We start from the raw sequence: 13,242 nt of genomic DNA on the forward strand, positions 1-13,242 counted from the left end.
CGGACTGGTTATGTTATCGGCCGCCCGGCGTCAGTACTTAAGGGCTTGCCGACCTGCGGCGACATGGGCGAAGCCCGCCGTTGAAAAATTATTGCAGATTTTGTGCCAATAGAAAAGCCGCCGCGAATTTCGCGGCGGCTTTTCAGACCATATATTTCGAACAAGCGCAAAATGCTCTAGAAGAACTGGCCCATGCTGAACTCAAGCCTTCCCGATTCCATTTCCTTGTCGTAATCCTGTACCAGGGGGATGCCGTAGGCGATGCGCAGATCGCCCATGGGCGAACGCCAGCGCAGCTCCAGACCGGCGGAGGCCACCAGATATTTGTCCAGGTCGTTGCCCATGGTCTTCTGGTCGATGTTGAAGCCGCCGTCAAAGAAGGGCACCAAGGCCAGGCCCATATCCTTCTGGAAGGTCCAGATATATTCCACATTCAACACGCCCATGCGGTCGCCGCCGATCTGTTCGCCCTTGTACTTGTAGTCGCGGGGCGAAAGATCGGAGTAGGAATAGCCGCGGATGGTGTCCATGCCGCCCAACCAGAAGCGTTCAAACACGGGCACCGGGTCGTCGGTGTTCTGGAACACGCCGCCCAGACGGGTGCGCACATGGAAGGTGTTCTGGGGATTGAAGGACCAGAAGCCCTGCCAGTCGGCCACGGCCTTGACGAAGTTGTCCGTGCCGCCCAGGCCGCCGCCGCCGTATTCCGCCCAAAGACGGGTGATGGTGCCCTTGGTGGGGCGGTCCTTGGCGTCGGTGGTGTCGCGCAGGATGCGGCCGGAAAGGGCGCTGGTCCAGTTCACGCCCTTGTAGTCGCTGATATACGGCGAGGCGTCGCTGTGCACGTCATACAGCTCGTAGCGCTCCAGGCGGTAGGCCAGGCCCACGGAGGTGTATTCGCCGATGGGATAGGAGGCCCGGATGGTGTCGCCGACAGTGTCCTTGGTGAAGTCGTCCCAGTAATCGTGCGTGTAATAGAGGTCGTTGCCCAGGGAAAGGTCCGTGTCGTAGACGCGGGGGTTGGTGAAGGACAGCATGCCCGTGGTGCGCCGCCAGGAGAAGAAACCCTGCAACTGGAGCCAGTAGCCCCGGCCGAAGAGATTGCGCTCCATGATGGAGGCGGTGACGCCCACGTCATAATAGGTCGAGTAGCCGATGCCGCCCATGATGGCGCCGGTGTTGGTTTCCTTGACCTTGACCTTGAGGTCCACCTCGTCCTCATTGCCTGTGGGAATCAGCTCCGTGTCCACGGCGGAGAAGTAACGCAGGCGGTTCAGGCGTTCGCTGGAGCGGCGCAGTTTGGCACCCTCGTACATATCGCCGTCGCCCAGGCGCATTTCGCGCAGAATGACGTTGTCGCGGGTCTTGGTGTTGCCTTCCACCGTGAGACGGCGGATGAAGACCTTCTGCTTTTTGTTGATCAGATAGCCCACGTCCACCTGGGCGCTGCCGTCGTCGGCCTTCATCAGCTTGGTGTCCACTTCTGCGAAGGCGTAGCCGTAATCGGCGTAGTAGTCCGTCAGGCGCTTGGAGTCTTCCTGCATGACCGTCAGGGAGAAGTATTTGTTGGACTTCTCCCAATCGTCCATCTGCACCACCTTGAGCATGTTGTCTTCGCTGTCGATGACGTCGCCGGCGAATTTCACGTTACGCACGGTATAGCGAGGGCCCTCGTGCACGGTGAAGGTGATGTAGATGCCGTCGGGCTTATAGTCCACCTGCGGCGCGGAAACCTGCATGTCGATGAAGCCTTCGTTCAGGCCGTAGGCGGCAATGGCGTTGGTGTCGCGCTCCAGGTATTCATCCTTGAGCACGCCGCTGCCCGTGAACCAGGAGAAGATGTTGCGGGGCTTGAGCGCCATGTACTTGTCCATGTCGCCCTGCTTGAGTTCCTTGAGGCCCTCGATCTTCACTTCCTTGATATAGAGCTTGTTGCCCTCGTCCACGGAGATGACCAGCACCGCGCCCCGGCCGCCCTGCCGGTCTTCCAGGCGATAGGTGGCCTTGGCCAGGTAATAGCCTTCCTTGCGGTAGAGTTCGGTGATTTTCTGCAAATCGTCGGAAAGCATCTGCTCGTTGAGCACGCTGCCGGACTTGGTGCCCATGGCGGCCAGCACGTCTTCCTGGTCGATATCCTTGGAGCCTTCCACCACGATATTGTCGATGCGCGGCTTTTCCACCACGGTGAAAACCAGGACGCTGCCTTCCATGGAGGCCTGCACGTCGCTGAAATAGCCCATGTCCCAGATGCGTTTGACTTCTTCGTTGATGGCGTTGGCGTCCGGCTTGTCGCCCTTGCGGATGGTCAGGCGCATGAGCACGGTGTCCGGGTCCATGATCTTCATGCCGCGCACCTGCACGTCGGCCAGGCCGTCACCGGCGGCCGCCGGGGAGTGCATGGGCACGAAGCCGGGGCCGTTGTCGGCCTGCGGGGCCGGAGCGGCGGGCGCGGCGGCGCCCAGCATGTCCGAAGCGCGCCCGGCCACGGCCGTGGCGCACTCGCTCAGAGCCACCAGGGAATTGCGCTCAAAACCGGCGGGCACGGCTTCGCCCTGCTCCACGGGCACCAGGCGGGTGTCCATGGTGAAGCCGTCTCCCAATTGATTGAAGCTGCCGTAAATGACCAGTTTGGCGCCGGCCTGGCGCCCAAGGCGGCGGGCCGTGGCCAGGTCGATGCTGTTGTCGCCGCTGCGTTCGAACAGGGCGCGGGCCCGGTTCATAGGCACGGCCTTGAGGCCGTTCTGTTCCAGCTGGCTGACGATGAGCTGCGGCACATCGCGGGAGGCATCGGGCATCTCCGGCCCGGCATTGACCTGGAAGGGCAGCACCAGAACCAGGGGCTGCCCGGCCTTGGCCGCCATGACATTCTGGGCGGACAGCGCCTGTAAGGCGCAGGCCAGGGCGGCAAGGCACACGGCCCTGAACAGCACACTATGCAAAAGACTTCTCATACAGAGCCCCCGCTCTAAGTTCCAGGCCGCGGTCCATTCTGGCGGCCAATTCCAGATTATGCGTCACCACTACCAGGGTCATGCCCAGTTCGCGGTTGAGTTCCTGCAGCAGATCCCCCACCTGGGCGCCGCTGATTTCATCCAGATTGCCTGTAGGTTCGTCGGCCAGAAGGACGCGCGGCCGCAACAGGACCGCGCGGGCGATGGCTACCCGCTGGCGTTCGCCGCCTGACAGGGTGGCAATCTTGCTGTCCGCGCGGGCGGCCAAGCCTACCCGCTCCAGCATGGCGCGGGCTTCGAGCAATACGGCGGCCCGGCGCGCGCCGCCGATGAGGGCGGGCATGGACACGTTTTCCAGTGCCGAAAATTCCGGCAGGAGGTGATGGAACTGAAAAACAAAGCCTAGGGTTTTATTGCGGAAAGCTGCTTTCCGGTCCGGGCTCATCAGGGCCATATCCCGGCCGTCAAAGGCCACAACGCCCGTGCTTGGAGTATCAAGAGCCCCCATAAGATGCAAGAGGGTGGACTTGCCGGAACCGGAAGCCCCCACAATGGCCAGGGCTTCGCCTTCTTCCACAATCAAATTGATATTCTTGAAAATTTCAAGATTTTCTCCAGGCCCGGAAAATTTTTTTCCCACGTCAGAAAATTTGTAGAGCTCGGACATGATTATTCGTAGCGCAGGGCTTCGGCCGGTTCGAGGCGGGCGGCCTGGCGCGCCGGATAAAGAGTGGCCAGAAAACAGAGCAGCATGGCGCTGGCCCCTACGATGAGCACATCGGAAACCGTGATGATGATGGGCAGATGGTCCAGGGTGTAGACGTTTTCAGGCAGTTTGATGAACTGGTAGCGTTTGAGCAGCCAGCCCAGACTCAGGCCGAAAACATAGCCCAGCAGCGTGCCGATGACGCCGATGATAGTGCCCTGAAGCATGAAGATGCGGCGGATCATGCCGCGCGTGGCCCCCATGGACATCATGATGGCGATGTCGCGGGTTTTTTCCATGACCAGCATGACCAGGGTGGTGACGATGGAGAAAGAGCCGATCAACACCACCATGGCCAGCAGAATGAACATGCCGACCTTTTCGAGCTTGAGGGCCGCGAAGAGGTTGGCGTTCATTTCCATCCAGGTGCGCACGTAGAAAGGCGAACCCAGTTCCGTGGACAGGCGCGCGGCGACCTGATCGGCCTTGAAGACGTCCCTGACCGTGATTTCAATGCCCGAGAGGAAGCCCGGCGGCAGGCCCAGCACGTCGCGGGCGGCGTTCAGGGTGACGAAAGCCAGGGAGGAATCGTACTCGAACATGCCGGTCTTGAAGATGCCCACGACCTCAAAAGGCCGGATGCGCGGGGAATAGCCGGAGGCGGTCTTCTGGCCTGAAGGGGAGAGCAGATTGACCCGGCTGCCTGCGGCCAAGCCCAGGCGGCGGGCCAGCTCCTCGCCGATGATGATGCCCGGCGTGCCCTCTTTTTGCAGATCCTCCGGCGAACCGGAACGCATCTGGTGCAGCAGGGAGAGCACCTCGGGCGCGCTGGCCGGGTCGATGCCGCGCAGCACCACGCCCTTGACGCCGCCGCCCGCGGAAAGCATCACTTCGGTGTAAATAAAGGGCGTTGCGCCGGTGACGCCGTCCACCGAGCGGATGCGTTGGGTCAGGTCCTGGTCGTGCTCAAAAGCCGAGGGCACATAGGACATGACAATGGCGTGGGCGTTGGCGCCCAGGATCTTGTCGCGCATGTCCGTGGTCAGGCCGTTGTACACGCCCAGAACCACTACCAGCGCGCCCACGCCGATAGCCACTCCCAGAATGGACATCAGGGAGATGATGTAGATAAAAGTCTGCTTGCGCCGTGAAAAGAGGTAGCGCAGGGCCACAAAGAGTTCAAAGGACATTTGCGGCATTCTGGCCCAGCTTGGCCTGAGATTCAAGACTTTTTTTAGATGAAACGGTTTAATCGCCCAGAATGGGGGAGCCGTATTTGCGGGCGTATCCCAGAAGCAGCAGAAAACCCGCGGCGGCGAGCAGCGCTCCGATCAGGGCCGTACTGCCGTAGCCGTGCCCGGCGGCAATGGAGAGCCCTCCGCAATAGGCCCCGATGGCATTGCCGATATTGAAACCCACCTGCGCCAGGGCGGCGCCGAGCATTTCCCCGTCTTTGGCGTTTTGCAGCAAAAGCATCTGCTGCGGGGCTGAAACGCCGAACAGGCAGGCGGTGCAGATGAACATCAGAGCCAGCGCTGTTGCTGTATGCTGTCCCGAAAAGAAGACCAGCAGCAGGGCCGTGCCCATGACGGCCAGCATGCCTTCCGCAATGCCGGTCGGCGGGAAACGGATGGAGAGCCGGCCACTGAGGGCGTTGCCCAGCACCATGCCCAGACCCGCAAGGGCCATGACCAGAGTCATGTGGACGGAGTCAATTCCCGCCACCTTGCCCATGAAGGGAGAAATGTAGCTGTACCAGCAGAACATGCCTCCGTTCCCCAGCACAATAGCCAGAAAGATGAGCCAGGGAGCCGGGAATTTCAAAAAACGGAATTGCCCCCGGAAGCCCGTGTCCTTGAGCCCCGGCAATCGGGGGACCCAGGCCCGCACGCCGATGATGACCAGAAGGCCCACGCCGGCGACGATGCCGTAGGCGACCCGCCACGACAAAATCTGCGTCACCAGGGTCGCGCCGGGCACGCCCACAAGGTTTGCGATGGTCGCGCCGGACACCACAATGGAGACGGCCAGTACGGAAAAAGCCCTGCCTGCCAGTTTGTCCGCCACAATGGAGGCCACCCCGAAATATGCCCCGTGCGGCATCCCGGCGATAAAACGGGCCGCCAGCATCATGGAGGCGTTGGGAGCCAGTGCGGTCAGAGTATTGCCCGCGATGAAGACAAGCATCAGCGCCAGCAGAATACTCCGCAACGGGCGGGAGCGGGCCATCAGCACCGTCAGCGGGGCCCCCACGCACACGCCCAGGGCATAGGCCGAAATAAAATACCCGGCATCGGGAATGCTGACGGAAAGGCTGTGGGCCACTTCCGGCAGGATGCCCATAATGGAAAATTCCGACATGCAGACGCCCAGCGTCCCCAGGGACAGGGCGACAAGACTTTTGAAAACGGGGTAACTGATTTTCATGGTATCAGAATGTCGGCGGGTTGGTGCGGTGTGGCTTTCTGCAATCTCACGGCGGCAAGTCCGCAACTTCAATAACCTTCATGGGTGGCCATGACAAGCGGGCGGATGCCCCGGGCATATGACGGTAGGGCGAGTGTTCTTTGTACCGGGGATATTGTATTGCCGGTTTAGCCCGCGCCTGATAATGCGAGACATATTGTTCCGGATCCGGCTGATTTTTCAGCCTACCTGCCGGTGGTCACTGCTTTTGCGTAGTATCGTGCAAGTCGGGAAAACAGGGCAGGAAAAAGCGTTGCAGGAAATACAGGGGATGTATGGTCTGCATTATGAAACGGGTATCCAATCGGGGCAGAAGTTTGTTTCTTGCGCTTCCTCATCGAATTCGAAGCGTGGTTCCTTACTCTTGCAAATAAAAAAGACGGACTGACGGCCTGTTGCCGCCGGTTCACCTTTTTGTGTCGGATTTTGCTGGCTGGTGCCCGATCCGGGCTTAGAGCAGAGTAACTTTGAAATTTTACAAATTTCAAAGTCGGCATTTCGGCGAAAAACGTGCTTTTCGCCGGAATCCACGCCGCTTCGCGGCGTTAGAGCAATTTTAACGTGAAATTGCTCTAAAACTCGGGCCGCAGCAGAGGAAAGAGAATGACCTCGCGGATGGAAGCCGAATCCGTGAGCAGCATGACCAGGCGGTCGATGCCCACGCCCTGTCCCGCCGCCGGGGGCATGCCGTATTCCAGGGCGCGCAGGTAGTCCTCGTCCATGCTGTGGGCTTCGTCGTCGCCGGCTTCCCGTTCGCGCACCTGCTCTTCAAAGCGCAGGCGCTGGTCCACGGGGTCATTGAGCTCAGAAAAGGCGTTGGACAGCTCGCGTCCGGTAATGAACAGTTCAAAGCGGTCCGTGATTTCCGGCCGCAGGTCGTTGCGGCGGGAGAGGGGCGAGATTTCCGTGGGATAATGATAGATGAAGTGCGGCTGGATCAGCTTGCCTTCCACATCCAGGTCAAAGAGCTTGGCCTGGAGTTTTTGCAGGCTTTCGCTGTCCGCGGCCTTTTCGCCGCGCTCGCGGATATAGTTGCGCACTTTGCTGTAATCATTGTAAAAATCAGGGGAATGCCCGCCGATTTCCGTAAGCGAGTCGTAGAAGCTGAGGCGCTTCCAGTGGCCGGGCGTGAGGTCTATTTCCTGGCCCTGATATGTCACCACCGTGGTGCCGCAGGCCGCCATGGCCAGATGGGCGAAGAGCTTCTCCGTGAAGTTCATGAGATCTTCAAACGTGGCGTAGGCCCAGTAGAATTCACACATGGTGAATTCCGGATTGTGGCGGGTGTCGATGCCTTCGTTGCGGAAACTGCGGTTCAGCTCAAAGACTTTTTCAAAGCCGCCCACCAGCAGGCGTTTGAGGTAGAGCTCCGGCGCGATGCGCAGAAAAAGATCCAGGTCCAGCGCGTTATGGTGAGTCTTGAACGGCTTGGCCGTGGCGCCCCCGGCCAGGGGTTGCATGATGGGGGTTTCCACCTCCATGAAGCCGTGCTCCTCCATGAAGCGGCGGAACTCGCGCACGATCAGGCTGCGCTTGGCGAAGATCTCCCGCGCGCGCGGCGTGACGATGAGGTCCACATAGCGCTGGCGGTAGCGCGTCTCCATGTCCTTGAGGCCGTGGTATTTTTCGGGCAGGGGCCGCATGGAGCGGGTGATCAGCTTGAGGCTGCGACAGGCGATGGTCAGTTCGCCGGTCTTGGTGCGAAACAAGTGGCCGGAAACGCCCACAATGTCGCCTACGTCCAACTTCTTGACGATCTTGTAAGTCTCTTCGTCCAGATGCTCGCGCGAGGCATAACACTGGATGCGGCCGCTTTGGTCCATGAGGTGGAAGAAGGCCACCTTGCCGAAGGAGCGCAAAGAGACGATGCGCCCGGCAATGGCAAAGACGTCTTCCTGTTTTTCCAGGTCGTCGCCTTCCAGGCCGCCGAACTTTTCCTGCACCCAGGAAACGGCATGGTCTTTGTGGAAATCATTGGGAAAAAGGGGCACGCCCGCGTCCAGCAGGTCACAGGCTTTGCTGACCCGGTTTTTGATGACCTCGTTGAGATCATCGCGCGCGGCGAAACTTTCCAGCATGGGCATGAAGTATGCCGCATGCGAAGACTTGGTGCCCAGTTTGACAACAGGCTTTTTCTTCTTTTCCCGGTTTTCCACTGAATTCCCCCGCTCTGGCCCTGCCTTGACGCTCCGCGAGGCCAGGCCCCGCGCCGTCATGTTCGTCACTGTTCAGGAAAGGAGCGTTACGGTATGCCATTCAGCCGGGAGCGTCAAGATTGTCCGACCGTCCGGGGCGACCGTGCCGCGGGCGGGAAGGGCTTTCCGGGCTTGAACTGCGCCCGTGTTTGCGTGTATAGATGCACTTTCCGCCGGAGGCGCGATTTCCAGGGCAACCGGCGCTTTTCCAAGGACAGTGTCATGCAGAAATACACCGCCTCCTTTCTCGGCCGCGACTGCCCCGGCGTGGTCGCCACGGTGAGCCGCATCTTGGGTGAAACGGGCTGCAATATCGTGGAAGTGACCCAGACCATCCTTTCCGGCGAGTTCGCGGCCATTTTCGTGGTCCAGGCCCCGGAGGGCCGCAGCGCCGAGGAACTGCGCGAGCAGCTCACCGCCGGTCTGGCCGAAGCCCAGGTGGATCTCTCCGTCCTGGTGCGTCCGGCCATTGAGGGGCAGTGGGGCAAAGACCTCAAGTGCGATCCCTTTGTGGTCACCGCCGACGGTCCGGACAAGCCCGGACTCATCGCGGCCATGAGCCGCGTATTCGCCCGCCACGGCGTGAACATCGAAAGTCTCAAGGCCATCCTGGGCGAGGGCGGGGAGGATCACGCGCTCTTCGTGTTTGAGGTCATGGTGCCCGAGGACGCGGATCTGGGCCGCCTGCGCCGCGAGCTGGCCTGCGAGGGCCAGAGCCGCCATCTGCGCGTGAGCGTGCAGCACCGCGATATTTTCGAGGCCGTCCACAGAGTGAGCTCTTTTTAAGGACAGCCGCGCCCGGCTTTTTGCCGGGAAACAACATTCAGCTTTGCAGCGGCTGTCCGGTCCTCTTGCAGGGCGGCAGGCCGCGCATGGTACACAGGATACGCCATGCTTTCAGAACGCGAAGTCATCAGCACCCTGAACATGCTCCGCAACGAGCATCTGGATGTGCGCACCGTCACCCTGGGCGTGAGCCTGTTTGACTGCGTGAGCCACGATCTGGATCTCTTCACCGCCAACGTGCGGGCCAAGCTGCGCCGCTATGCCTCGCAGCTCGTGGCCGTTTGCGACGAAGTAGGCGACAAGTACGGCATCCCGGTGGTCAACAAGCGCATCAGCGTCAGCCCTATCGCCGTGGTGGGCGCGCCCTTCGGCCCGGACGGCATGGTGCGCATCTGCCGCGCCCTGGACGAGGCCGCCAAGGAAGCCGGGGTGGATTTTCTGGGCGGCTTCACGGCCCTGGTGGAAAAGGGTTTCGCCAAGGGCGACCGCGCCCTCATCGAGGCCCTGCCCGACGCTCTGGCCCAGACCGACCGCATCTGTTCCTCCATCAACGTGGCCTCCTCGCGCAGCGGCATCAATATGGACGCCGTGGCTCTGATGGGCGAGCAGATTCTCCGGGTGGCCCAGGCCACGGCCGAGCGCGGCGGCATCGGTTGCGCCAAACTGGTGGTCTTTGCCAATATTCCGCAGGACGTGCCCTTCATGGCCGGGGCCTATCTGGGCGTGGGCGAGCCGGACGTGGTCATCAATGTGGGCGTTTCCGGCCCCGGCGTGGTCAAGAAGGCCATTGACCGGGCTTTGGCCGCCGGACACAACGAGCAGGGCGGCCGCCTGACCCTGCTGGATATGGCCGAGGTCATCAAGCGCACGGCTTACAAGGTAACCCGCGTGGGCGAGATGATCGGAACCGAAGTGGCCCGGCGGCTGGGCATCCCCTTCGGCGTGGCCGACCTTTCCCTGGCCCCCACCCCGGCGGTGGGCGACTCGGTGGGCGAAATTTTTCAGAGCCTGGGCCTGTCCAGCATCGGCGCGCCCGGCAGTACGGCGGTGCTCGCCATGCTCAACGACGCGGTGAAAAAGGGCGGCGCTTTTGCCTCCTCCTCGGTGGGCGGCCTGTCCGGGGCCTTTATCCCGGTATCCGAGGATTCCAGCATTGAGGCCGCGGCCATGTCCGGCCGCCTGAGCATCGAAAAGCTGGAGGCCATGACCAGCGTCTGCTCCGTGGGGCTGGACATGATCGCCATCCCCGGCGACACGCCCGCAGCCACTATCTCCGGGCTCATCGCCGATGAAATGGCTATCGGCATGATCAACCACAAGACCACGGCCGTGCGCGTGATTCCTGTGCCCGGCAAAGGCGTGGGCGACGAGGTTTCCTTCGGCGGCCTGCTGGGCAAGGCCGCCATCATTCCGGTGACGCCGGGCGACGCTTCGGGCTTCATCGGTCTGGGCGGGCGGATTCCCGCGCCCATCCACAGCCTGAAAAACTGACGTTTCGTGTGGGAGAGAAACTTTGGTGAACAAAGTTTCTCTCCCACACGCCCCCTTTTTTTTCTCAAACTTTACCTTTAGAGCAATTTCACTTTGAATTGCTCTGGGAGTGGACCAAGGGGCGTTGCCCCGGTCGGCATTGCCATGGCGCAGTACTTTACATACGGCGAACAGGAAATCGCCCACCTCAAGGCGCGGGACAAGCGCCTGGCCGAAATCATCGAGCTGATCGGCCCGGTGCGCCGTGAGGTCGTGCCGGACCTCTTTGAGGCTCTGATTCACGCCATTGTGGGCCAGCAGATCGCCACCAGGGCTCAGCAGACCATCTGGGCGCGCATGCGCGCGGGCCTGGGCGCGATCACGCCCGGCGTCATCCGGGAAACGTCCGAGACTGGCTTGCAGGCTTTCGGCCTGTCTTTCCGCAAAGTGGGCTATATGAAGGCGGCCGCCGAGAGGGTGCTTTCCGGCGAATTCGATGTGGAGGCCCTGCGGACCCTGCCCGACGACGCGCTCTGCGCCGAACTGGCGCGCCTGCCCGGCGTGGGCGTCTGGACGGCCGAAATGCTGATGACTTTCTCGCTGCAGCGGCCCGACGTCATAAGTTACGGCGATCTGGCTATTCAGCGCGGCCTGCGCATGCTTTACCGCCACCGTCGTGTCGACCGCAAACTCTTCGACAAATACCGGCGGCGTTACGCGCCCCATGCCACAGTAGCCAGTCTGTACCTCTGGGCCGTGGCCGGCGGGGCCGTTCCGGGCCTCACGGATCCCGCGCCCAAGGCGACGTCCAAAGTCGCATCCCGAAGCGCGCCGCGCCGTACAACGATACGGAAAAGCGCGTCTGAATGAGAAAGCCCGGCGCAAGCCGGGCTTTCTCATGGAATGTCAATTAGCTGTTATTTGCTCTTCCCGGCCGTGGAGTCAAAGGCCGCCGCGCCTGCCTTGGCCACATTTGTGTCCTCGGCCACCGAGCCGCCGCTCACACCGATGGCGCCCACAATGACGCCGTCCTTGATCAGCAGCTCGCCGCCGCCGAAAATGACCAGCCCGTCATTGGTGACTTCAATGCCGTACAGCTCTTTGCCGGGCTGGGAGGCCGCGCCCAACTGGGCTGTGGACATATTGAAGAAACGGGCCGTGCGGGCTTTTTTGGTGGCGACGTCGATGCTGCCCAGAAACGCGCCGTCCTCGCGCGCAAAGGCTTTGAGGTTGCCGCCCGCGTCCACCACGGCGATATTCATGGGCACGCCCTGGGCTTCGGCTTTGACCAGGGCGGCCTTGAGCACTTCCTGGGCCTGGGCCAAGGTCAGATCGCCGGGCAGTTGTTTTTGGGGACCGGCGGCCTGAACCGTGGCGGCCAGCAGAAGAAGCATCAGAGCAAGGGGAAGAATGCGACGCATAACGCTGCTCCTTGTAAAGGGTGGGGGCGGACCGCCGTGCGGCGGCTCCGCTGAAGCGGCATTACGGTAACATGCGCCGAAACGGCAAGGCAAGCTGTGGTCCCAGGCTCAACGGGCCGGAGCCAGAAAGTATTGCCAGATCAGGGTGAGCAACAGCAGGGACAGCGAGACAGTCAGGAAGCGCCGCACGGCCTTGGCGCCCACCCGGATGGCCGTGCGGCTGCCCAGCCAGTTGCCGATTACGGAACCCCCGGTCATGGCCAGGGCCAAGGGCCAGAGCACCTTGCCGTGCCAGATGAAAGCCACCACCGCGCCGAAATTGGAAGCCAGGTTGAGCACCTTGGAGGTGGCCGAGGCCTCGATGAGCCCCACACGCAGAATCCAGTGAAAGGCCAGGATCAGAAAACTGCCCGTACCCGGCCCGAAAAAGCCGTCATACGCGCCGATCAACAGGCAGACCAGGGGCACCAGCGTCCAGAAGCGCGCGCCTTCCAGCGGGCGGGGCGCGCATTCGCGCTCCTTTTTGGGCAGCAGGGTGGCGCACATGCCCACAGGCAGCAGGCCCACCAGGATTTTGCCCAGAATTTCGCTGTTCACATAAAGAGCCAGGATGGAACCGGCGTAAGCCCCCAACAGGGAAAAGGCCAGCCCCGCCAGGGCCAGACGCCAGAGCACCAGATGGCTGCGGGCGAAATTGCCCAGGGCCACGCTGGTGCCCACGCAGGAACTGACCTTGTTGGTACCCAGGGCCAGATGCGGCGGCACGCCGGTGAGCAGCAGGGCGGGCATGGTGATCAGGCCGCCGCCCCCGGCGATGGCGTCAATAAAGCCGCCCACCAGGGCCGCGCCGGTGCAGATCAGGATAGTGCTCAGCGTGAGGGTGAACATGCGGCCCTACCATTCCTTGAAGATGACCCAGGCCGCCAGCACGATCAGCGCGAAGCCCAGAATGTGGTTCCAGCGCAGGGATTCATGCAGCCAGAATGTCGAAAAAAGCATGAAGACGGTCAGGGAGATGACTTCTTGGATAGTTTTCAGCTCAGCGGCGGAAAAATAACCGTAACCGATGCGATTGGCCGGAACCTGCAACAGGTATTCGAAAAAGGCGATGCCCCAGCTGGTGAGGATTACCAGCGGCAGGGCCACGCCCTTGTAACGCAGATGCCCGTACCAGGCGAAGGTCATGAAGATATTGGACAGCGTGAGCAGGCCCACGGTGACAAGGGGAACGGGAATCTGCATGGCCG

The 13,242-nt window shown here is 61.6% G+C and carries 11 protein-coding genes; 3 read left to right on the forward strand and 8 right to left on the reverse strand.

Going from position 1 to position 13,242, the window contains the following annotated elements; all coding sequences use genetic code 11:
* Positions 1-176: 176 nt before the first annotated feature.
* The 5 genes from bamA to lysS all read right to left on the reverse strand — a co-directional run bounded on the left by bamA (position 177) and on the right by lysS (position 8,279).
* Positions 177-2,951 (reverse strand): outer membrane protein assembly factor BamA, encoded by a 2,775-nt coding sequence (gene bamA / locus HMPREF0326_RS13075; protein WP_009301968.1) that lies wholly within the window; start codon positions 2,949-2,951, stop codon positions 177-179.
* Positions 2,932-3,618 (reverse strand): ABC transporter ATP-binding protein, encoded by a 687-nt coding sequence (locus tag HMPREF0326_RS13080; protein WP_008685889.1) that lies wholly within the window; start codon positions 3,616-3,618, stop codon positions 2,932-2,934. Before HMPREF0326_RS13080 ends, bamA begins: the two co-directional genes overlap by 20 nt.
* 2 nt (positions 3,619-3,620) lie before the next feature.
* Positions 3,621-4,847, reverse strand: a complete 1,227-nt coding sequence (locus tag HMPREF0326_RS13085; RefSeq protein ID WP_035073596.1) for a lipoprotein-releasing ABC transporter permease subunit — start codon at positions 4,845-4,847, stop codon at positions 3,621-3,623.
* A 58-nt stretch (positions 4,848-4,905) separates the two neighbouring features.
* Entirely contained in the window at positions 4,906-6,084 is a 1,179-nt protein-coding gene (locus HMPREF0326_RS13090; protein ID WP_008685885.1) for an MFS transporter, read from the reverse strand.
* Between the two features lie 611 nt (positions 6,085-6,695).
* The gene (gene lysS, locus HMPREF0326_RS13095; RefSeq protein WP_008685881.1) at positions 6,696-8,279 is read right to left on the reverse strand and encodes a lysine--tRNA ligase; all 1,584 of its coding nucleotides are present in this window, start codon (positions 8,277-8,279) and stop codon (positions 6,696-6,698) included.
* Between the two features lie 261 nt (positions 8,280-8,540).
* Between lysS and HMPREF0326_RS13100 the strand changes: the two genes are divergently transcribed.
* The 3 genes from HMPREF0326_RS13100 to HMPREF0326_RS13110 all read left to right on the forward strand — a co-directional run bounded on the left by HMPREF0326_RS13100 (position 8,541) and on the right by HMPREF0326_RS13110 (position 11,444).
* Positions 8,541-9,104, forward strand: a complete 564-nt coding sequence (locus HMPREF0326_RS13100) for a glycine cleavage system protein R (RefSeq protein ID WP_008685878.1) — start codon at positions 8,541-8,543, stop codon at positions 9,102-9,104.
* A gap of 105 nt (positions 9,105-9,209) precedes the next feature.
* Complete coding sequence (locus HMPREF0326_RS13105; RefSeq protein WP_008685875.1) at positions 9,210-10,595, forward strand: PFL family protein; 1,386 nt, start codon at positions 9,210-9,212, stop codon at positions 10,593-10,595.
* Between the two features lie 144 nt (positions 10,596-10,739).
* Positions 10,740-11,444, forward strand: coding sequence for a DNA-3-methyladenine glycosylase family protein (locus HMPREF0326_RS13110; RefSeq protein ID WP_008685873.1), 705 nt, complete (start codon positions 10,740-10,742; stop codon positions 11,442-11,444).
* Between the two features lie 47 nt (positions 11,445-11,491).
* On the opposite strand, the gene HMPREF0326_RS13115 is transcribed toward HMPREF0326_RS13110, so the two are convergent.
* The 3 genes from HMPREF0326_RS13115 to HMPREF0326_RS13125 all read right to left on the reverse strand — a co-directional run bounded on the left by HMPREF0326_RS13115 (position 11,492) and on the right by HMPREF0326_RS13125 (position 13,237).
* Positions 11,492-11,995 carry a GlcG/HbpS family heme-binding protein gene (locus HMPREF0326_RS13115; protein ID WP_008685871.1) on the reverse strand — a complete coding sequence of 168 codons (504 nt, stop codon included), beginning with the start codon at positions 11,993-11,995 and terminating at the stop codon, positions 11,492-11,494.
* 108 nt (positions 11,996-12,103) lie between these two features.
* A complete protein-coding gene (locus tag HMPREF0326_RS13120) occupies positions 12,104-12,883 on the reverse strand; it encodes a sulfite exporter TauE/SafE family protein (protein ID WP_008685869.1) in 780 nt (259 codons plus the stop codon).
* 6 nt (positions 12,884-12,889) lie between these two features.
* Complete coding sequence (locus HMPREF0326_RS13125; protein ID WP_009301974.1) at positions 12,890-13,237, reverse strand: DMT family protein; 348 nt, start codon at positions 13,235-13,237, stop codon at positions 12,890-12,892.
* Positions 13,238-13,242 lie beyond the last annotated feature (5 nt).

This window comes from Desulfovibrio sp. 3_1_syn3 (genome assembly GCF_000145315.2).
Classification (GTDB): Bacteria; Desulfobacterota; Desulfovibrionia; order Desulfovibrionales; family Desulfovibrionaceae; genus Desulfovibrio; species Desulfovibrio fairfieldensis.

Excerpts from the sequence above, each read along its gene's own strand:
- HMPREF0326_RS13080 (WP_008685889.1), bottom strand. The coding sequence starts at position 3,618 with ATGTCCGAGCTCTACAAATTTTCTGACGTGGGAAAAAAATTTTCCGGG.
- HMPREF0326_RS13120 (WP_008685869.1), bottom strand. The coding sequence starts at position 12,883 with ATGTTCACCCTCACGCTGAGCACTATCCTGATCTGCACCGGCGCGGCC.
- HMPREF0326_RS13110 (WP_008685873.1), top strand. The coding sequence starts at position 10,740 with ATGGCGCAGTACTTTACATACGGCGAACAGGAAATCGCCCACCTCAAG.
- HMPREF0326_RS13105 (WP_008685875.1), top strand. The coding sequence starts at position 9,210 with ATGCTTTCAGAACGCGAAGTCATCAGCACCCTGAACATGCTCCGCAAC.
- HMPREF0326_RS13090 (WP_008685885.1), bottom strand. The coding sequence starts at position 6,084 with ATGAAAATCAGTTACCCCGTTTTCAAAAGTCTTGTCGCCCTGTCCCTG.
- HMPREF0326_RS13125 (WP_009301974.1), bottom strand. The coding sequence starts at position 13,237 with ATGCAGATTCCCGTTCCCCTTGTCACCGTGGGCCTGCTCACGCTGTCC.
- HMPREF0326_RS13085 (WP_035073596.1), bottom strand. The coding sequence starts at position 4,847 with ATGTCCTTTGAACTCTTTGTGGCCCTGCGCTACCTCTTTTCACGGCGC.
- bamA (WP_009301968.1), bottom strand. The coding sequence starts at position 2,951 with ATGAGAAGTCTTTTGCATAGTGTGCTGTTCAGGGCCGTGTGCCTTGCC.
- HMPREF0326_RS13115 (WP_008685871.1), bottom strand. The coding sequence starts at position 11,995 with ATGCGTCGCATTCTTCCCCTTGCTCTGATGCTTCTTCTGCTGGCCGCC.
- HMPREF0326_RS13100 (WP_008685878.1), top strand. The coding sequence starts at position 8,541 with ATGCAGAAATACACCGCCTCCTTTCTCGGCCGCGACTGCCCCGGCGTG.